The sequence below is a fragment of the uncultured Rhodococcus sp. genome, from assembly GCF_963525155.1.
GTDB lineage: Bacteria > Actinomycetota > Actinomycetes > Mycobacteriales > Mycobacteriaceae > Rhodococcus_F > Rhodococcus_F qingshengii.
In genome coordinates, this window is record NZ_CAURKP010000104.1 from 1 (window position 1) to 19,057 (window position 19,057).

The 19,057-nt window shown below is 63.5% G+C and carries 17 protein-coding genes; 10 read left to right on the forward strand and 7 right to left on the reverse strand.

Annotation, left to right across the window (positions count from 1 at the left end):
- The coding region (locus RWT78_RS19210) for a DUF222 domain-containing protein (protein ID WP_314677358.1) at nucleotides 1-1,281 on the forward strand (1,281 nt) is incomplete at its 5' end.
- 107 nt (nucleotides 1,282-1,388) lie between these two features.
- Here RWT78_RS19210 and RWT78_RS19215 read toward each other — a convergent pair.
- From RWT78_RS19215 to RWT78_RS19240, 6 genes are all read right to left on the reverse strand, one after another.
- Entirely contained in the window at nucleotides 1,389-2,558 is a 1,170-nt protein-coding gene (locus tag RWT78_RS19215; protein ID WP_003945661.1) for a lipid-transfer protein, read from the reverse strand.
- Nucleotides 2,555-2,995 carry a MaoC family dehydratase gene (locus RWT78_RS19220; RefSeq protein WP_007734018.1) on the reverse strand — a complete coding sequence of 147 codons (441 nt, stop codon included), beginning with the start codon at nucleotides 2,993-2,995 and terminating at the stop codon, nucleotides 2,555-2,557. Before RWT78_RS19220 ends, RWT78_RS19215 begins: the two co-directional genes overlap by 4 nt.
- Nucleotides 2,996-2,997: 2 nt before the next feature.
- Entirely contained in the window at nucleotides 2,998-3,999 is a 1,002-nt protein-coding gene (locus RWT78_RS19225) for a bifunctional MaoC family dehydratase N-terminal/OB-fold nucleic acid binding domain-containing protein (protein WP_050657067.1), read from the reverse strand.
- A 7-nt stretch (nucleotides 4,000-4,006) separates the two neighbouring features.
- Nucleotides 4,007-5,158, reverse strand: coding sequence for an acyl-CoA dehydrogenase family protein (locus tag RWT78_RS19230; RefSeq protein ID WP_058227266.1), 1,152 nt, complete (start codon nucleotides 5,156-5,158; stop codon nucleotides 4,007-4,009).
- Nucleotides 5,143-6,183: an acyl-CoA dehydrogenase family protein gene (locus RWT78_RS19235; protein ID WP_314677368.1), complete on the reverse strand. Its 1,041-nt coding sequence runs from the start codon at nucleotides 6,181-6,183 to the stop codon at nucleotides 5,143-5,145. Before RWT78_RS19235 ends, RWT78_RS19230 begins: the two co-directional genes overlap by 16 nt.
- 83 nt (nucleotides 6,184-6,266) lie before the next feature.
- Nucleotides 6,267-8,429: an acyl-CoA dehydrogenase gene (locus RWT78_RS19240; protein ID WP_314677371.1), complete on the reverse strand. Its 2,163-nt coding sequence runs from the start codon at nucleotides 8,427-8,429 to the stop codon at nucleotides 6,267-6,269.
- A 94-nt stretch (nucleotides 8,430-8,523) separates the two neighbouring features.
- Between RWT78_RS19240 and kstR the strand changes: the two genes are divergently transcribed.
- Both kstR and otsB read left to right on the forward strand, forming a co-directional pair.
- Nucleotides 8,524-9,162 carry a cholesterol catabolism transcriptional regulator KstR gene (gene kstR, locus RWT78_RS19245; protein ID WP_003945752.1) on the forward strand — a complete coding sequence of 213 codons (639 nt, stop codon included), beginning with the start codon at nucleotides 8,524-8,526 and terminating at the stop codon, nucleotides 9,160-9,162.
- Nucleotides 9,163-9,249: 87 nt separating this feature from the next.
- Entirely contained in the window at nucleotides 9,250-11,790 is a 2,541-nt protein-coding gene (otsB, locus tag RWT78_RS19250; RefSeq protein ID WP_003945932.1) for a trehalose-phosphatase, read from the forward strand.
- Nucleotides 11,791-11,793: 3 nt separating this feature from the next.
- Here otsB and RWT78_RS19255 read toward each other — a convergent pair whose 3' ends face one another.
- Entirely contained in the window at nucleotides 11,794-12,882 is a 1,089-nt protein-coding gene (locus RWT78_RS19255) for a LacI family DNA-binding transcriptional regulator (RefSeq protein WP_003945452.1), read from the reverse strand.
- A gap of 139 nt (nucleotides 12,883-13,021) precedes the next feature.
- Here RWT78_RS19255 and RWT78_RS19260 point away from each other — a divergent pair, with 139 nt between their 5' ends.
- The 7 genes from RWT78_RS19260 to RWT78_RS19290 all read left to right on the forward strand — a co-directional run bounded on the left by RWT78_RS19260 (nucleotide 13,022) and on the right by RWT78_RS19290 (nucleotide 18,920).
- Entirely contained in the window at nucleotides 13,022-13,972 is a 951-nt protein-coding gene (locus RWT78_RS19260; protein WP_003945647.1) for a metal ABC transporter solute-binding protein, Zn/Mn family, read from the forward strand.
- 84 nt (nucleotides 13,973-14,056) lie between these two features.
- The gene (locus RWT78_RS19265) at nucleotides 14,057-14,935 is read left to right on the forward strand and encodes a metal ABC transporter ATP-binding protein (RefSeq protein WP_047269722.1); all 879 of its coding nucleotides are present in this window, start codon (nucleotides 14,057-14,059) and stop codon (nucleotides 14,933-14,935) included.
- The gene (locus tag RWT78_RS19270) at nucleotides 14,932-15,813 is read left to right on the forward strand and encodes a metal ABC transporter permease (RefSeq protein ID WP_003945811.1); all 882 of its coding nucleotides are present in this window, start codon (nucleotides 14,932-14,934) and stop codon (nucleotides 15,811-15,813) included. Before RWT78_RS19265 ends, RWT78_RS19270 begins: the two co-directional genes overlap by 4 nt.
- Nucleotides 15,814-15,847: 34 nt before the next feature.
- The gene (locus RWT78_RS19275; RefSeq protein WP_054781063.1) at nucleotides 15,848-16,609 is read left to right on the forward strand and encodes a LamB/YcsF family protein; all 762 of its coding nucleotides are present in this window, start codon (nucleotides 15,848-15,850) and stop codon (nucleotides 16,607-16,609) included.
- Complete coding sequence (gene pxpB, locus RWT78_RS19280) at nucleotides 16,606-17,220, forward strand: 5-oxoprolinase subunit PxpB (protein ID WP_314677383.1); 615 nt, start codon at nucleotides 16,606-16,608, stop codon at nucleotides 17,218-17,220. The genes RWT78_RS19275 and pxpB overlap by 4 nt, the downstream gene beginning before the upstream one ends.
- Nucleotides 17,221-17,277: 57 nt before the next feature.
- Complete coding sequence (locus tag RWT78_RS19285; protein ID WP_054825117.1) at nucleotides 17,278-18,150, forward strand: biotin-dependent carboxyltransferase family protein; 873 nt, start codon at nucleotides 17,278-17,280, stop codon at nucleotides 18,148-18,150.
- 77 nt (nucleotides 18,151-18,227) lie between these two features.
- Nucleotides 18,228-18,920: an LpqN/LpqT family lipoprotein gene (locus tag RWT78_RS19290; RefSeq protein WP_039973380.1), complete on the forward strand. Its 693-nt coding sequence runs from the start codon at nucleotides 18,228-18,230 to the stop codon at nucleotides 18,918-18,920.
- The last annotated feature ends 137 nt before the right edge of the window (nucleotides 18,921-19,057 follow it).

Below are 19,057 nucleotides of genomic sequence, written 5' to 3' on the forward strand. Positions count from 1 at the left end.
GTGTCGGGTTCTGCGGTGGGGTTGCGCGGACGCCTGTGGCGGTTGTCTGCTTCTGAGTTACGTGCCGCTGCGGTGTCGGCGAGTGCGGAGATTCTGCGTCTCGAGGCTGTTCGTGTGGCGGTGGTGGACGAACTCTCGATGCGTCCTGATGATCAGGTGATTGCGAGCCGCGGGGTGGGTTGCTGGTTGGCGGCAAACACGATGCTGCAGGTTCGGGACGGGAAGAAGATCGCCGCCCTGGGTGCGGCGCTGCGGCCGTTTCCGGCGGTGGCGGCCCGGTTCGATGACGGGGACTGCTCCTTCGAGCACGCCGTGCTGATCGTGGCGTTCTGCGAATCACCACCGAAGGGAATGCCGGACGAAGCGGTCCCTCGCTGTATCGACCTACTGTTGGCGGCCGCGTCCGGAGTGGAAGCGACGACCACGAAAGTCCGGAACGTTATCGCGACCTTGGAGCGCATTTTCGAATCGGATGAGATTCCGCCCGCCGAAGATGTGGATCGCAACGAGCTCCGGATCGCGTCGACGTTGAACGGCCGGGTGGTGGTGCGCGGCGATTTCGATGCTCTCACCGGCGAAATGCTGCTCTCCGCCCTGTCGAATCTGACGATGCCCACCCCGGCACCCGATGGAACCCCCGATGCCCGGTCGGCGGCGAAGCGGACCGCGGACGGGTTCACCGAACTGATCCGGCGTTACCTGGACTGCGCGAAGACCGGCACCGACGGTGGCCAGCGGCCGCACGTGAACGTGCACATCAACGCCCGCGATCTCGCGGAGCATCGGGACTGCGCCGCAACACCCGCTGCTCCTGATGGTGGAGCGGCTGTGTCGGATCTCGACGTCGGGCACATGCCCTGGCTCGGACCACTGTCCGTATCGCAGACCAGACTCCTCGGCTGCGACTGTTTCCTGTCCACGGTTCTGCTCGACGATCACGGGGCGCCGCTCGATGCGAAACCCGGAAAGCGATTAGTGTCCGCCGAACAGCGAGTGGCGCTGATCGCCCGAGACAAAGGCTGCGCCTTCCCGGGTTGCACATGCGTGCCCGCCTGGACGGATGCACACCATATCCGGCACTGGGCCAACGGTGGCCCGACGTTGATGAACAACCTTGTCCTACTGTGCCGTTCACATCACCGGCTGATGCACCGAAAAACCGGATTCGTCGGGAAATGGGAAATCCGCATCGGCGCCGACAACAAACCGTGGTTCATCCCGCCGCCCTCGATCGACCCCGGCCAGCACCCGCGGCCGGCGAACACCACCTTCAAAACCTGAGGTAGTACTCCTCGGGCACAACAGAACACGGGCCAGCACCGCATCGAAGGAGACCTCGATGCGGTGCCAACAGGCCGTGACGCCTGATGAAGCTGTGCCCACGATAATCAGCGAGTCAGCACAAGCCCCGATGTCGGAACGCCCGTTCCCGCAGTCACCAGTACATTCTCGACGGAGTCGACCTGGTTGACCGAAGTACCACGGATCTGCCGAACTCCCTCGGCGATACCGTTCATCCCGTGGATGTATGCCTCGCCGAGCTGTCCACCATGGGTGTTGATCGGAAGCTTGCCTCCGAGTTCGATTGCGCCACCGGCGATGAAGTCCTTGGCCTCTCCCCTACCGCAGAAACCGAGTTCCTCGAGCTGCATCAGAACATAGGGCGTGAAGTGGTCGTAGAAGATCGCCGTCTGCATGTCCGACGGGCGCAGCCCACTTTGTGACCAGAGTTGATCACCGACAAGGCCCATCTCCGGTAGGCCGGTCAAACCGTCGCGGTAATAGCTGGTCATGATGTATTGATCTGCCCCGCTGCCCTGTGCGGCGGCAGCGATAACGGCGGGGGTGTTCTTCAGATCTTTGGCTCGTTCTGCCGAGGTGACGACGATCGCGATGCCGCCGTCGGATTCCTGGCAGCAATCGAGGAGATGCAAAGGTTCAGCGATGAATCGCGAGTTCTGATGGTCCTCGAGGGTAATCGGTTTCCCGTAGAAGAACGCCTTCGGATTGGTGGCTGCATGCTTACGGTCGGCGACGGCGATTCGACCGAAGTCCTCGCTGGACGCTCCGTATACGTGCATGTATCGCTGCGCGACCATCGCGACAAAGGATGCGGGAGTACCCAATCCGTGAGGATAGGAAAAGGCGTTGTCCGTTCCCGACGAATTGACCTGCGCCACAAGGCCGGAGTTCACCTGCCCGAAACGCGCACCCGATCGCTCGTTGAACGCGCGGTAAGCGACGACGACGTCTGCGACGCCGGTGGCAACAGCCATGGCGGCCTGCTGAATCGTCGCCGCAGCGGCACCGCCTCCGTAGTGAATGCGGCTGAAGAACTTGAGGTTCGGAATCCCCACCGAACGAGCTACTGCCACTTCGGTGTTGGTGTCCATGGTGAACGAGGTAAGACCGTCGACGTCGGCGGGTGTCAGACCGGCGTCGTCCAACGCGGCTTGAACAGCCTCGGCGGCCAGTCGCAGTTCACTGCGACCGGAGTCCTTCGAGAAATCCGTGGCTCCGATTCCGACGATCGCTGCCTTGCCGGACAATGCGCTCATTCAATGTCTCCGTTTTCAATGTCTCCATTCGAGCCCGACGCCGGAAATGCCAGTGTGACCTGTGCGGTGATGTGATCTCCCAGGCTGTTCTTGCCGACCACCGCGAGCGACACGAGATCCTCGTCGTAGGAGGTCACCGTTCCGGAGAGCGTCAAGGTGTCGTAGGCGTACCAGGGGACTCCGAGGCGGAGTTTGATCGACGTGAGTACAGCCCGCGGTCCGGCCCAATCGGTCACGAATCGCTGCACCAAGCCGGTGTCGGTGAGGATGTTGACGAAAATGTCTTTCGAGCCGCGTTTCTGTGCGAGATCGCGGTCGTGGTGAACATCTTGAAAATCGCGGGTAGCGAGCGCCGCCGAGACCACAAACGTCGGGTCGCCGTAAATCGAAAGCTGCGGAAGAACCTCTCCCACAGTGATATCCGTCGTCGAAGTCATCGTCACTCCTTCACCGCAGAAACCGCAGACACCGCAGACACAGAAACCGGCTGCCAGGCGTACAGAGTCCAGGGAGTTCCCCCGGTCTCGTCGTCTCCGGGGAAGTCGAGGTAGATCGCCTCCACCTCCATCCCGATCGACACACTCGACGGATCGATACCGCGCAATTCGCCGAGCATCCGCACACCCTCGGGCAGTTCGACCAGGGCCACGACGAACGGCAACGACCGACCAGGAACCTTGGGGGCGTGGTGAACGACAAAGCTGAAGACCGTTCCCCGACCTGACGCGACCACGTAGTCGGTCTGCTCCGACTTGTCTTTCCAGATCGCGGGCACCGGCGGGTGCTGTACCGAACCGTCCGCACGCAGTTGAATACGCAACTCGTGTGCGGCGACACCGTCCCAGAAGAACTGCGTGTCGAGGGATGCTGTCGGACGCAGCATTCGAGATGCGTCCAGGTCCGCAGGCACGTCAGTGGAGGAACTCTCGCTGACTGGCGGCGCGAACTTCAAGATCCGGAACATCATCTCCGAGACCAGTTCTTCGCCGACCCGCCAGAAGCTGCGGGTAGTGAAGAACCACCCTTCACCAAGACCTGTCTTCTTCGGTCCCACTACGTCTTCCAACACCGAAGAGATGGTGACTTCTTCACCCGGCTTCAAATAGCGGTGGTAGATCTGATCGCAGTTGGTCGCGACGACGGACGTGAATCCGGCCTCGTCGAGAATGTCCGTCATCCGGCCCAACGGATCGTCGGCTTCTCGAATTGCCCCCAGACCGCGCATCGTCCATACCTGCGCCATCGCCGGCGGCGCGACTATTCCGTCGTGTCCGGCGGCGCGGGCGGCCGATTCGTCGACGTAGATCGGGTTCTCGTCACCGATCGCCTCGACCCAGTTGCGGATCATCGGCAAGTTCACGGGGTCACGGCCGGCGCGAGGAGCGCTTGGCCCGTCCTCTCGAACCCGCTCGGCAGCAGTGAGAATGGGATCTGACACGATTTGTTTCCTATCTCGGAACGCGGGGAAGCTTCAGGCCGGCGGTAGCGATCAATTCGCGCATCACCTCGTTGACTCCACCGCCGAAGGTGATCACCAGGTTGCGCTTGATCTGCATGTCCAGCCACTCCATGAGATCAGCCGTTTCGGGATCGATCGGATTTCCGTACCGTCCGACGATCTCTTCCGCGAGTCGACCGACCCGCTGGATACGCTCGGTCGCAAACACTTTGGTTGCCGAAGCATCGGCGATATCCACCGACTCCGAATCACTCGACGCCACTTGCCAGTTGAGCAGTTCGTTGAGGCGGTACGTCGCATGAATTTCGCCGAGCGCGCGCCGTACGTCAACGTGATCAAGCAGGTTTTCACGCTTGGCCCAATCGAAGACGTGGTCGTAAATCCCTGCGACACGACCTGCCGGACCGAGCATGACGCGTTCGTGGTTGAGCTGCGTCGTGATCAAGCGCCAGCCCTGATTCTCCTCACCCACAAGCATGTTCGCCGGAACGCGAACGTCCTCGTAGTAGGTGGCGTTGACGTGATGCGCACCGTCGCAGGTGATGATCGGGGTCCAGGTGTAGCCGGGATCTTTGGTATCCATGATCAGGATGGAGATGCCGCGGTGCCGTGAATCGGCAGACCCTGTCCGCACGGCAAGCCACACGTAATCGGCGTCATGCCCGCCGGTGGTGAAAATCTTCTGGCCGTTGACGACGTACTCGTCACCATTTCGTGCGGCCGAAGTGCGCAGTGCTGCAAGGTCGGTGCCGGCTTCCGGTTCGGTGTAGCCGATCGCGAAGTGCACTTCACCGGCGAGGATCGCGGGCAGGAATTTCTGCTTCTGCTCCTCGCTGCCGTACTTCTGCAGGGTCGGACCGACGGTCTGCAACGTCACCGAAGGCAGTGGGACATCCGCCCGCACAGCCTCGTTGACAAAAATCTGCTGCTCGACTTCACCGAACCCACGTCCGCCGAACTCCACCGGCCAGCCGACGCCGAGCCAGCCGTCCTTGCCCATACGACGGATGACCTCGCGATAGGTAGGGCCATGCCGCTCCACGCGCATGATCTTGGCCTCTTCGGGCGAGATCAGCGTCGAGAAGTAGCGTCGAAGTTCAGCTTGCAATGCGCGCTGACTGTCGGTCAGATCGATGAACACCGGGCCCCCACGAGGTCGAGTCGCTGCGAAGCACCGCCGAGCAGGCGTGCCAGGTCTTTTGCAGTCGAGTAGTAACGATGAAGTGGATACGTGACGTCGACGCCCAGACCGCCGTGCAGGTGGTGAAGCACCTGCATCGTGGCAGGCACTTCTTGGGCGATCCAGTACGCCATGACGTCGAGGTCCGACTGGGCGTCCAGGCCCTCCGACACGCGCCAGGACGCCGACAACGCCGCGACGTGAAGGGTCCGGGAGGTGACGTACGCGTCGGCTATCTGTTGTGAGACTGCCTGGAACGTGGCGAGCGGCTTACCGAATTGCTCACGCGAGCCGACATGTGCCGCAGTGAGATCGACGGCGCCGGACACCAAACCGTCTGCAACGGCTCCGATGCTTGCCGTGGCGATCCGGTACAGCGTCTGGACGGCTTCCTCGCCGGCACCGAGAAGTTCACCGACTGCCTCGTCCATCGTGACTGCGAACTCGGGACTGCCGGAAGCACTGGGAGTCGGCGTCAATGCGACGCCGGCGGCGGTCGGATCGACGAGAACGACTCCGGCGTCGGTGGGCACAAGAATTCTGTGTGCGCTCGCCGCGAAGGGAACGGCGAGCACCGTCCCGCTGACGCGATACCAGTCGCCCGACTGCTGCGCGGTGGTCGACGGCTGTGCCGGGAACTGCTGACCCGGCTCACCGAGCGCCGCGGTGAACACCCGTCCGGCGCCGACTCCGGTGAGCAATTCGTCCTGTTGAGCGTCGGTCCCCAGAGCGACTATGGGGAGTACACCGAAGCCGAGGGTTGCGAGAGCCGGAATTGGAGCGGCGGCCCGGCCGACCTCGACGAGGAGGGAACCGACGTCGGCGACGGAGAGTCCCTCGCCGCCCAGACGCTCGGGCAGGGCCAACGTGAGCAGGTCGGCATCGGCGAGTGCCGCCCAGAGCGCGTCCGGCTCCAGTTCGCGGGCAAGGAGCGCGGTAGCCACCTCGGCTACCGCTTCCTGGGTTTCATCGGGAGTGAAGTCCACGCTGGCAATCCTGTCTCTGATGTAGAACGTGTTCTAGTTGTATCACCAACGTGGACATTTCTAAAGGCCTCTACTCACGCCGTCTAATCACGGGGCAGGCCCAGAATTCTCTCCGCGGCGACGGTCAAAAGAATCTGCGTGGTTCCGCCGGCAATCGACAGGCATCGCGTGTTGAGGAACTCACGCGAGAGCGGACCCTCCACCCATCCGGCCGGGCCACCCAATTCCATGGCGAACTCTGCGACATTCTGACGCTGGCGCACGCCCACCAGCTTGCGGACGCTCGACGCCGGGCCCGGATCCTGACCATCCAATTGCCGCAGTGTCGTGCGCAATTCCAGCAACGAGCCCACCATGGCGGTTCCGATCAGCCCACCGAGCTTGTCTGCAACCACAGGATCGGGATCGCCCGCCAGCTCGAGCAATTCCTCCATCGCACCGCCGAGCGAAGAGCCCCCGCTCATCGCGACTCGCTCGTTGGCGAGGGTCGTTCGGGCCAGTTTCCAGCCTCCGCCGAGCTGGCCGACGACGCACTCGTCCGGCACGAAGACGTCGTCGAGGAAGACTTCGTTGAACAGGGCATCTCCGGTGATCTCGCGCAGCGGCGAGATCCGAATCCCGGCCGTCTTCATGTCGAGAAGGAAGTACGTGATGCCCTTGTGCTTGGGAACCTCGCGATCGGTTCTGGCGAGGCAGATGGCCCAGTCAGCTTCACGCGCAAGCGAAGTCCAGACTTTCTGGCCGTTCAGCTTCCAACCGCCGTCGACCTTTTCCGCGGTCGTGCGCAGTGCCGCAAGATCCGAACCTGCGCCGGGTTCACTGAAGAGCTGGCACCAGGTGATCTCGCCCTTGAGCGTCGGAGTCGCAAATCTTTCGATCTGCTCCGCACTGCCGTGCTCGAGGATGGTCGGCACTGCCCACCAGCCGATCACCAGATCGGGTCGGCCGATACCGACGGCCGCCAACTCTTCTTCGATCAAAATCTGTTGCGCAGCCTTGGCGCCCCGGCCGTACGGCTTGGGCCAGTGCGGTGCAAGGTAGCCCGATTCGGCCAACGCGTTGCGCTGCTCGGATTCGGGCAGCGCCACCAATTGCGCTACCTCTTCGCGAATTTCGGACCGGTCGGATTCGAGCTCGCTCAAGTCGATCTGAAGATGACGCCGTGCGCCGCCGATCGTCAATTCCGCGACGCGTGCGCGCCAATGAGACGATCCGCCCAGAATCTGCCGGAGCGACAGTGCTCGACGAAGGTAGAAGTGCGCCTCGTGCTCCCAGGTGAATCCGATGCCGCCGAGCACTTGAATGCAGTCCTTTGCCGTGTCGACAGCGGCATCCAGCGACACCGCGGCGGCCACTGCTGCGGCGATCGGAAGTTCGTCGCCCGACTCGGCAGCGACCGCACCATCCCAGGCGACGGCTCCGGCATTCTCTACGCGACACAGCATTTCGGCGCAGATGTGTTTGATCGCCTGGAACGAGCCGATGGGCTTTCCGAATTGTTCGCGAATCTTCGCGTACTCCACCGCAGTACGCAGGCTCCACGCCGCAATTCCGGCAGCTTCGGCAGCCCCAAGTACCGCCGCTAGGTCGGAAACCGATCCTGGCGCAATGTCATCGAGGATTCGGTCGGCGTCGACCGTCACTCGATCGAAGGAGACTCGCGCGAGTGGTCGCGACTTGTCGATGGTGTCGACCGCTTCGTAGGTCACGCCTTCGCTGTCTCCGTCGACGAGGGCCCAGACGACACGCGAGCCTTCGTCTTCGGACACCACGCCCGCCGACACGAGTACCGATACGCCCGAATCGCCGCCCCAGGCGTAACCTCCTTCGCCATGAAGCTCGATGCCGCCGGACGCATTCGCCGTTGCCGCAACTGGACTTTCGTCCAATATGACGGCACACGGCAGCGCACCGTCGGCGAGCGTTTCGGACCATCGCTTGGCAGCGGGCGACGAACTACGCCCCACCACCAGAGCTGCGAGTGCAGTCGTGAGAACAGGACCCGGCACGAGTTCGATTGCCGCCTGCTCGAGCATTGCTGCGAGATCGACGATTTCGGCCCCGGCTCCGCCTACCGCTTCGGGAACGGCGACCGAAAATATCCCGAGAGACGCGAACTCGGACCATTTCTCCCGCCACGAAACTGCTGGTCCACGGCGTACCATGTCCATCGGCGTGGCCGAGCGAGCCCAGGCCTCTATCGATTCCTGGACCGCCCGCTGTTCATCGGTCGTGGCGATTGTCACAACTGGTTCCCGCCTCTCGATAAGTGACACAATTGTTTAGAACGTGTTCTAATATGACACCTGGCCAAGAGTCAAGGCGCGAAGGAATTTGTCGATGACCACAACATCCCGATCCCGCTCCAACGCGGTTGCTTCTGCAACGCTCGGGGACGACGATCTCAGCTCCAACGCGCAACGTGAACGCCGCAAGCGGATTCTCGACGCAACACTCGCCTTGGCGTCCAAGGGGGGCTACGAGGCTGTTCAGATGCGCGCCGTGGCCGAGCGTGCCGACGTCGCAGTCGGAACGCTCTATCGCTACTTCCCGTCCAAGGTTCACCTACTGGTGTCCGCCCTGGCACGCGAATTCGAGAAGATCGATTCCAAGGGCAAGATCCCACCTGGAACCAGCCCGCTCGAGCGGATGCAGCTGATCCTCAGCCTCATCACCCGCGCGATGCAGCGCGATCCGCTCCTCACCGAAGCGATGACTCGCGCATTCATGTTCGCCGACGCCTCCGCAGCGGCCGAGGTCGATCAGGTGGGCCAGTTGATGGACCGCCTCTTCGCACGAGCGATGACCGAAGAGGAGCCAACCGAAGAGCAGTTGGCGATCGCGCGCGTGATCTCCGATGTGTGGCTGTCCAATTTGGTGGCATGGCTCACGCGACGCTCTTCGGCTACCGATGTCGCCAATCGACTGGAATTGACGGTTGAACTGCTGCTCGGTGACGGAACTCGGAAACCCGAATAGACATCCTTTGTCGCATCTGTCATTTTTGCACTGATCGGCCGGAAACGTATCGAGCCAGGAGTCGCTGCATCACCTAGATTTGAAGAGGTGAGCGCACAAGATCTGTCCATCGAACTCCGCCGAGCGCTGTCAGGCGTGGCACGCACGCCGCGTCTGCTCGTAGCCTCCGACTACGACGGGACGATGGCACCCATCGTCGCCAACCCGGACAAGGCGTATCCCCGGGCGGAAACGGTGCGTGCGCTTCGCTCTCTCGCCAGCCTCGCGTCGACGACGGCTGCCGTGATCTCGGGCCGCGCCCTCAAGGATCTGGCTGCGCTGTCCCGACTTCCCGCCGAAGTGCAATTGGTCGGCAGCCACGGCTCCGAGTTCGACATCGGATTCGTTCACGCGATCGACGCCGACGCCAGGAAACTGCTCGACGAGATCGTCACCGAGTTGGGCCGAATCGCCGCCGACACCCCTGGGGCAACGGTGGAGAAGAAGCCCGCCAGCGTTGCACTGCACGTACGCAACACCAGTGCCGACGACGCCGAGAAGGCGCTCATCGCCGTCCGCACCGAATCGGCACTCTGGCCAGGCGTTCAGGTCACCGAGGGCAAATCGGTGGTCGAGTTGGCTGTCATCGCCACCGACAAGGGGCACGCACTCGACTTGATTCGCCATCAGGACGGCGCAACCGCTGCCGTCTTCATCGGCGACGACGTGACCGACGAAAAGGCGTTCAGCAGGCTTCAGGGGCCGGACATCGGAATCAAGGTCGGCAGCGGGGACACCGTCGCCGACTATCGCGTCGACAGCACCGAGGACGTCGCTGCCGCTCTGGCGTTCCTGCTCGACGAGCGTCGTACGTGGCTTTCCGGCGCCGACGCTCCGCCCATCGAGCGACTCTCGATGCTCGCCAGTCCGCGCACCGTCGCTTTGGTGACCCCGGATGCGACGCTGACCTGGTTGTGTCACCCGGAACCGGATTCAGCGGCCGTCTTCGCACACCTTCTCGGCGGAACCGGGGCCGGCCACTTCTCGGTCGGGCCTCGACGCACAGCCTTGCCGCTGAGCCAGAAGTACATCGACAGCACGATGACAGTTCAGACCCGCTGGGCGAGCCTGTCCGTCACCGACTACCTCCCCCACGACGTCCCACAGGGACGAACCGACCTGACCCGCATCATTTCCGGTCAGGCCGACGCGATCGTCTCGTTTGCACCCCGTCCCGAGTTCGGCCAGGGTCAGGTCACGCTCGAGGTCGTCGACGAGGGCATTCGGGTCCTCGGCACCAACGAGCCGTACGTACTCCGCTCCCCCGGTGTGCTGTGGAACATCGCCACCGACGGAAACCAGCAGACCGCCCACGCCATCGTCGAGCCATCCAAGGGTGACGTCGTCCTCGAATTGCGCTGCGGAACAGAAGAAATCGGCCCTTCCGACGTTCCGGAACTCGAGCGTCGAGCGACCTCGGAGGCCTACTGGTCCGATTGGGCCAAGACGCTCGAACTCCCGAAGCTGAAGCCGGACTTGATGAAACGCTCTGCACTGACCTTGCGCGGGCTGGTCCACGCCGATTCCGGTTCCATCATGGCTGCCGCGACGACGTCCCTGCCGGAAGAGATCGGCGGAGTCCGCAACTGGGACTACCGCTATTGCTGGTTGCGCGACGCCGCCCTCACCGCAACAGCTCTCGTGAGCGTCGGATCCACCGACGAGGCCGAGAACTACCTGGACTGGGTACACCGCGTGCTCGAAACACTGCCGGGACCCGAGCGCCTGCACCCCCTCTACACGCTCTACGGGACTTCGCTACCGCCAGAGGCCGTCATCGATTCACTCCCCGGATACGCCGGCTCCCGGCCGGTCCGCGTCGGAAACGCCGCGAATCAGCAGGTTCAACTGGACGTGTTCGGCCCGATCGTCGAGCTCATCGTCGAACTGGCGAATGCACGCGAAAAGGCCGGTGATCCCGATCCTTTGAGCGACCGCGACTGGGAACTGGTGTGCGCCATGGTCGAAGCAGTGCAGCGGCGCTGGTTCGAACCAGATCACGGCATCTGGGAAATTCGCGACAACCCGCGCCACCACGTCTATTCCAAGGTTATGGGCTGGGTCACCGTCGACCGCGCCGTCGATCTTGCGACCCGCTTTTCTCGCGAGGCTCTGCCCGAGTGGGCGGAACTGCGTGACCAGATCGCCGACGAAGTACGACACAAAGGCTGGAAGGACGACGTCCAGTCGTACACCGCAGCCTACGACGGTACCGATCTCGACGCGGCGACTCTGCACATCGGACTGTCGGGGCTGATCGATCCGACGGATCCGCGCTTTGCTGCAACCGTCGTAGCCACAGAGGCCGAACTACGCAGCGGCTCAACGGTATACCGCTACCATCACGACGACGGCCTGCCCGGCATAGAAGGTGGATTCCATCTCTGTGCCGCCTGGCTCGTCGAGGCATACCTACTGATCGGGCAACGCCTGCAAGCAGAGGCGCTGTTCGACCAGTTGGTCGCGGCAGCGGGTCCCACCGGACTGCTCGCGGAGGAGTACGACCCCATCGCGGAACGCTCACTGGGCAACCACCCCCAGGCGTACAGCCATCTGGGATTGCTGCGCTGCGCCCAACTCCTGGCGTGAGCGCTACCCCTTGATCCGGCCTGAAGTTCGCCCGGCCAGTAGTTCGGTGTCGAGCATCTCGACTATCGGAACGCCGGATCCGGACGGCGACATCAGGAGCGCACCGGCACGCCGGCCCTTCTCTTCCTGGGGCTGGCGCACCGTTGTCAGTGATTCACGCAGCGCCTCGTCAACGCCGTCGAATCCGGTGATCGACAGTTGGCCAGGTACATCTATGCCCTGCCAGCGCGCCCAGTCCAAGGCGCCGAGAGCCAGCACGTCGGTGGTGCAGACCAGTGCGGTGATCTCGGGGTTGGTCGCGAGAGCTTCCGCCGCCGCCGAGTGCCCGGACTGCGATGTGTGGACGTACCGCTCGATCACGGTGAGTGAGAGTGGGTCCATGTCGGCCGCCACCATCGCGTCGCGCACTCCTTCGATCCGCTCACGCTGGACGTGGAAGTGTGGGGACTTGAGTCGTTCCTGGCTGACGACGCCGTCCATCCGGTCGCGCCCCAGCCTCATGCAGAGCACGCCGATGTCACGGTGTCCGAGACCGATGAGGTAGTCGGCGACCTTGCGCATGGCAGCGCGGTCGTCGATGCCCACGAGGGATGCACCGGGAATCTCGCGGGGCTGGTCGCAGACGACGATCGGAATGTGACGCTCGAGCACGGCGGCAAGATACGGGTCGTCGTCGGCCACGGAGTAGACGACAAAGCCGTCGACGCCCGCCTGCTGGACCACGGCCGCAGCATCCACCTCGTCGCGCCCGGGCCCGGCCGGGATGAGCAGCAAGCCCTGGCCCGCGTCCTCACACGATTCCGAGAGACCGGCCAGGAAGCTCATGGCGGCCGGGTCACGGAACGAATAACTGAGTGCTTCGGTGAGCAGGAGACCGACGGCGCCGGCTTTGCGAGTTCGCAAAGAGCGGGCGACCGGATCAGGTCCGGGGTATCCGCGTCGCTTGGCCGCTTGGAGCACTCGATCCCGCAGCTCGACGGAGAGCTGATCGGGTCGGTTGTACGCGTTCGAGACTGTAGTTCTCGACACATTGAGCTCGGCGGCAAGCGACGCCAAAGTGGCTTGACGGCGTGGCTGACGGGACCGGGGCATAAACGGACGTTAGCCGTAGTGCCCGCAGACGGCGCGTTGGGGCTGAACCGAAGGTGAACTACCAGCGACTATGCGCTAATGTGTAACGGTAACGGTTTCCAATAGCATTTAGCCCAGCCTTTGTTCAGGAGAAAAGCACGTGCGTTCGTCGTCGAAATTCCGCACCGCCACCGCCCTCGCGGCCGTCTCGGTCGCCGCAGCATTCGCGCTCACCGCGTGCAGCTCAACCTCCTCGAAGGACGACGGCATCACCGTCGTCGCATCGACGAACGTGTGGGGCGACGTCGCGCAGGCCGTCGCCGGCGACAAGCTGACCGTGACGTCGATCATCAACGAGCCGTCCGCGGACCCGCACTCGTTCGAGGCGACTCCCGCCGATGCCGCCAAGATCACCGACGCATCGCTCGTCGTCTACAACGGTGGCGGCTACGACCAGTTCATCACCGACGTCCTCGACGCAGGCAAGGGCGAGCAGAAGACGGTCAACGCCTACAACCTGCTCGACGGCGGCATCCACGCCGGCGAAGCCGCGGGCGAATCGCATGACGGTCACACCCACGGCGCAGTCAACGAACACGTCTGGTTCGACATCCCGACCGTCGACGCCGTCGCACATTCGGTGGCCGATCAGCTGAGCGCTCTCGATCCGGACAACGCGGCGACCTACGAGGACAACGCGAAGGCATACAGCCAGAAGCTCGCCGGCGTCACAGCGATCACCGATTCCATCGCCGCTGCCCACGCGGGCGCACCGGTGGCTCAGACCGAGCCGATCGCGCACTACCTCCTGGTCGCAGCTGAACTGAAGGACGCAACTCCCGAGGAGTTCACCAGCGCCATCGAAGACGGCAACGATCCGTCACCGGCCGCAATCGCCGCAACCCGCCAACTCCTCTCGGAGAAGCAGGCCCGCGCATTGGTCTACAACATCCAGACACAGGACAAAGTGACCCAGGACATGCGCACCACCGCCGAAACCGCCGGAGTGCCCGTCGTCGAGGTTACGGAGACTCTCCCCGAGGGCCTGGACTACATTCAGTGGCAGACGCAGACCGCGGAGTCGCTCGCAAACGCCCTCTCTGCCCAGTAATTATTTGCCCCACCATTTCCGAGAAGAACCGATCGGCTTGTGACAGAAACTTCCGCGAATACTCCTGTGCCCCCTGGTAACACCGTGCCTTCTGGTAACACCGCGCCTTCAGCGGCCTCCGTGCCCGCTGTGACGCTGAAGGACGCTCGATTGTCCTTCGGCGCCCGCACATTGTGGGACGGGCTCGATCTCGAGGTACAGCCAGGTGAGTTCATCGCCGTACTCGGGCCGAACGGGTCGGGCAAGACCTCGCTCCTGAAGATTCTGCTGGGCCAACTACAACTCAGCGGCGGTAGTGCACAGATCGTCGGCACGCCGGCACGGGCCGGGAACTCACACGTCGGGTACATCCCGCAGCAGAAATCGATCGACGACGGCCTCCCGCTCCGCGGCCGCGACCTGGTCGGCCTCGGCGTCGACGGTCACCAGTGGGGTACTGGCCTACTGCGTCGGGGTCGTCGCCGCAAGATCGTCGACGACGCCATCGCACAGGTCAGCGCCCAGTCGTTCGCCGACGCTCCCATCGGTTCCATGTCCGGCGGTGAGCAGCAGCGACTGCGGATCGCACAGGCTTTGGTCGGCGACCCGCGGATCCTGCTGTGCGACGAGCCGCTGCTCAGCCTCGACCTCGCCAACCAGCACCTGGTCTCGACGCTGATCGACAAGCGTCGGCGCAGCCATGACACCGCGGTGCTGTTCGTGACGCACGAGATCAATCCGATCCTGCCGTTGGTGGATCGAGTGCTCTATCTGGTGGACGGCAAATTCCGGATCGGGACGCCGGCCGAAGTGATGACGTCCGAGGTTCTCTCGGATCTGTACAACACCGACGTCGAAGTGTTGCAGGTTCGTGGCCGCCTCGTCGTGATCGGCACCGGAGACGCCATCGACGCGCTCGGCAGCGCAGGCGGACTACGCCCGGGAGAAGGCGTTCACCATTCTGATGAGGATCACCACCAGTGAGTAACAAGTTCACCGACGCGATGTCGCGGATGTTCGACGTGTCCGCCACCGTCGACCTACTGCAGTACGACTTCGTCCAACAGGCGTTGATTGCCGGTGCCATCCTCGGATTATTGGCAGGCATCATCGGGCCGCTGATCGTGAGCCGTCAGATGTCGTTCTCGGTGCACGGAACGAGTGAGCTGTCACTGACGGGCGCATCCGCCGCACTTCTCGTCGGTGTAGGCGTCGGCTTCGGTGCCATCGTCGGATCCGTGGTCGCGGCAGTGCTGTTCGGACTGCTCGGAGCCAAAGCGCGCGACCGAGATTCGGTGATCGGCGTGATCATGGCTTTCGGCCTCGGCCTGTCGGTGTTGTTCCTCTGGGCGTACGACGGTCGCACGGGAACCAGCTTCTCGTTGTTGGTCGGACAGATCGTGGCGCCGGGGAACAGTGGTCTCGAACTTCTGCTGCTGTGCGCGGTCATCGTGATCGGCACACTCGGATTCATCTACCGCCCTTTGCTGTTCGCAAGCACCGACCCCGAAGTTGCTGCAGCTCGCGGTGTTCCGGTCCGGGCACTGTCGATCGTGTTCGCAGTGTTGGTCGGCATCACCGCAGCACTGGGCGTGCAGATCGTCGGTGCTCTGCTGGTGATGTCGCTGCTGATCACCCCCGCAGCGGCCGCCGCGTACGTCACGGCAAGCCCACTCAAGGCCACGATCCTCTCCGTCGTGTTCGCCGAACTGGCAGCCGTCGGCGGCATCCTTCTCTCGCTGGCACCCGGCGTTCCCGTCTCGAGTTTCGTCACCTCGGTCTCGTTCGTGATCTACCTGATATGCCGACTCTTCGGATCCGCACGCCGCAAGAATGCGGGACGGATTCCGGCGCACGCCTGAACACCGAGAGCCCATACCTACCTAGAATCGAGGTATGGGCTACAGCGTTGATCTGAACAGCGACCTCGGCGAGGGCTTCGGAGCCTGGACCCTGGGCGACGACGACGCCATGCTCGAACTTGTCACCAGCGCGAACATCGCCTGCGGATTCCATGCCGGCGACCCGACAACGCTGTTGGCGACTTGCGAATCCGCAGCCACCCGCGGCGTGCGGATCGGCGCGCAGGTGGGGTACCGAGACCTCGCCGGTTTCGGCCGACGCTTCATCGACGTCTCGCCGAAGGACCTCACCGCCGACGTCATTTATCAAATAGGGGCACTCGACGGTTTGGCTCGTGTCGCCGGATCGCGGGTCACGTACGTCAAACCCCACGGCGCGCTCTACAACGCAATAGTCCATCACCGACGGCAGGCGCGGGCCGTGGTCGCCGCCGTCGTTGCCTATGACAGTTCGCTACCTGTTCTCGGACTACCGGGTTCGGTGTTTCTGGAAGAGGCGCGCGAGGCCGGCCTCGAGATCGTCGCCGAGGCTTTTGCCGATCGTGCGTACACGGCGGAAGGCACCCTGGTCCCCCGCACCGAGTCGGGCGCCGTTCTGCACGACCCGACACTTGTTGCAGAACGGGTTCGGCGAATGGTCGTCGACGGCGAATTGGACGCAGTCGACGGGAGCACGTTGAAAGTCGCTGCCGCATCGGTGTGCGTGCACGGTGACAGTCCGGCAGCCGTCGACATGGCCGTGGCAATCCGTGCTCTCCTCGAATCTTCCGACGTCGAGATCACGCCGTTCACATGATCACGATCCTGCCCGCCGGTGAATCCGCAGTCCTCGTCGAGTACGACGAACTGCGGAGCGTGCTGGGCAACTTCAGGGCTCTCGACGCCAGTCGGATCCCCGGAGTGATCGACCTGATTCCCGCGGCGCGAACCATCTTGATCGAGTACGACAACACGATCACCGCGCACCAACTGGTGGAGAAATGGGTACGTGGGGCCGTACCGATCGAACTCACAGCAGACGAGAGCGGGTCTGCTGTCGAGATTCCGGTCCGCTACGACGGCCCCGATCTCGTAGAGGTGGGCAAGCTGACCGGCCTCGGGGTCGACGGTGTGATCGACGCTCACACGTCTGCGTCGTGGACCGTCGCGTTCATCGGTTTCGCCCCCGGCTTCGCGTATCTGACCAGCAACGAGAGAAAGCTCGAGGTTCCACGTCGATCGGACCCGCGCAGGCAGGTCCCGGCCGGTGCAGTCGGGTTGGCCGGACCGTTCACGGGCGTCTACCCACGGTGTTCCCCGGGCGGCTGGCAGTTGATCGGAACGACGGAACTGTCGGTGTGGGATGCCGAGCGCCGCCCGCCGGCGCTGCTTCTACCCGGCACCACAGTCACCTTTGTTCGTGCATGATTTTGGTGCAAGCATGATTTTGGTGTCTTCACCGCGTTGTTGCGGGACAATGGATTCATGGCCTGGCTCGAGGTTGTGCGTACCGGCCCGCTCGCCACAGTTCAGGACCGCGGGCGGAGAGGCTACGGCGCCCTCGGGGTCGGAAGATCCGGCGCCGTCGACATGATCTCGCATGACAGCGCCAACAGACTCGTAGGCAACACTTTTCGAGCAGCAACCATCGAAGTCACCGCTGGGGGTTTCGCTATGCGGGCCGTCGGTTCGATGACGGTGGCAGCGACAGGCGCGCGGGTGCCGCTGGCCGTCGACGGACGGCCGGCACCTGACTACGCGAGCATCCATCTGGGTAGTGGCAGCATTCTCGAATTGGGTTACAGCACAACCGGGTTGAGAACATACATCTCTGCACGCGGTGGCGTCGACGTCCCGCAGGTACTCGGAAGCAGATCCACCGACACGCTCTCCGGACTCGGGCCGCCGCCGCTCGCCGCCGGCGATCTGCTCCTCCTCGGGGCCGAGGAAGGGACGTGGCCCACTGAAGAGTTGATTCCACCGCCCGCACCTGCACTCGGCGCGGTTCCGATCGAGATCACGCTCGGCCCCCGAAATTCCTGGTTCACGGCCGCATCCGTTCACGCGCTCCTTCACACCACGTGGAAAGTCACCGAACACACCAACCGAGTCGGGGTCCGGCTACAGGGCCAAGGGCCTTTGCATCGCTCACGAACCGGGGAATTGCCGAGCGAAGGCGTCGTGACGGGATCCATCCAGGTGCCGCCAGGCGGCCAGCCCGTCGTGTTCCTCGCCGACCATCCCGTGACCGGCGGATACCCGGTCATCGCCGTCGTTTCCGACGCCGGGATTGCGTCGCTGGCACAGCTGCGGCCCGGCAGCACCATTACCTTCAAGGCCACTACTCGGCCGTCGTAGCGCTGATAGTCTCAGCCGCGCCAGCAATGCTGCCGGCGGCGCTCGGCCGTCGCCAGAACCTGAAGGACTGTCACACTATGAGCCCTAAGAGCAGCACACTTGCTCTCGGAATAGCGTCACTGATCACTGCTGCACTCGTCTTGTCCGGATGCAGCAGTTCGGAAAGCGGCGACGCCGTCTCCAGTGATACCAACACCAGTGAGACCACTGCTTCCGAAAGTTCTGCATCCTCGCCGTCTGCCGCTGCCGCGACGCCGACTTTGCGGGACGGAACACCGTTCATCGGTGAGCGGACGACGATCGAAACCGGCGACGACCCCGAAGCGCCGAGCATCAGCGTCAGCCTCCCGCCGAGCTGGACTCACGGCGAGAACATCCCTGCCGGCGTTACGGACGCATTGTCCAGCAACAGCCAGGAACCCAGCGGTTTCATGCCGAACACCACGGTGACGGTCGAAAATCAAGGCACCGCAACAAAAGACGAGGTTCTTGCCGCTGCGCGTGAAACGATCGCCACTCTCGACGGGTGGACCGAGGTGAAGTACACCGAGATCGACGTCGACGGACAGCAGGGTTTCCGCCTCTCCGGAACCTGGACCGCCCCAAACCTGGACGTTCCGCTCTACGCCGTCATGACGGTCGTCGCTTACCAAGCCGACGACAACTCGCCGGTCTACCTGGTCAGCTTTGCAAACCAGTTCACCGACACGACGAACATGCAGACCTCCAACCAGGTGGAAGAAATCAACACCTCGATCGAATTCGGCTGAGCACCTGATGGTTTGAATACCCGATCACCGAACAACCGCGGCGGGGCCGGTCAACCACACGGAAGGCCCCCCCGTGCAACAAACTCCCCAACCCCCGAACCAACAAGCCCCCGAGGGGCCCCGGGCCCCCCCACAAA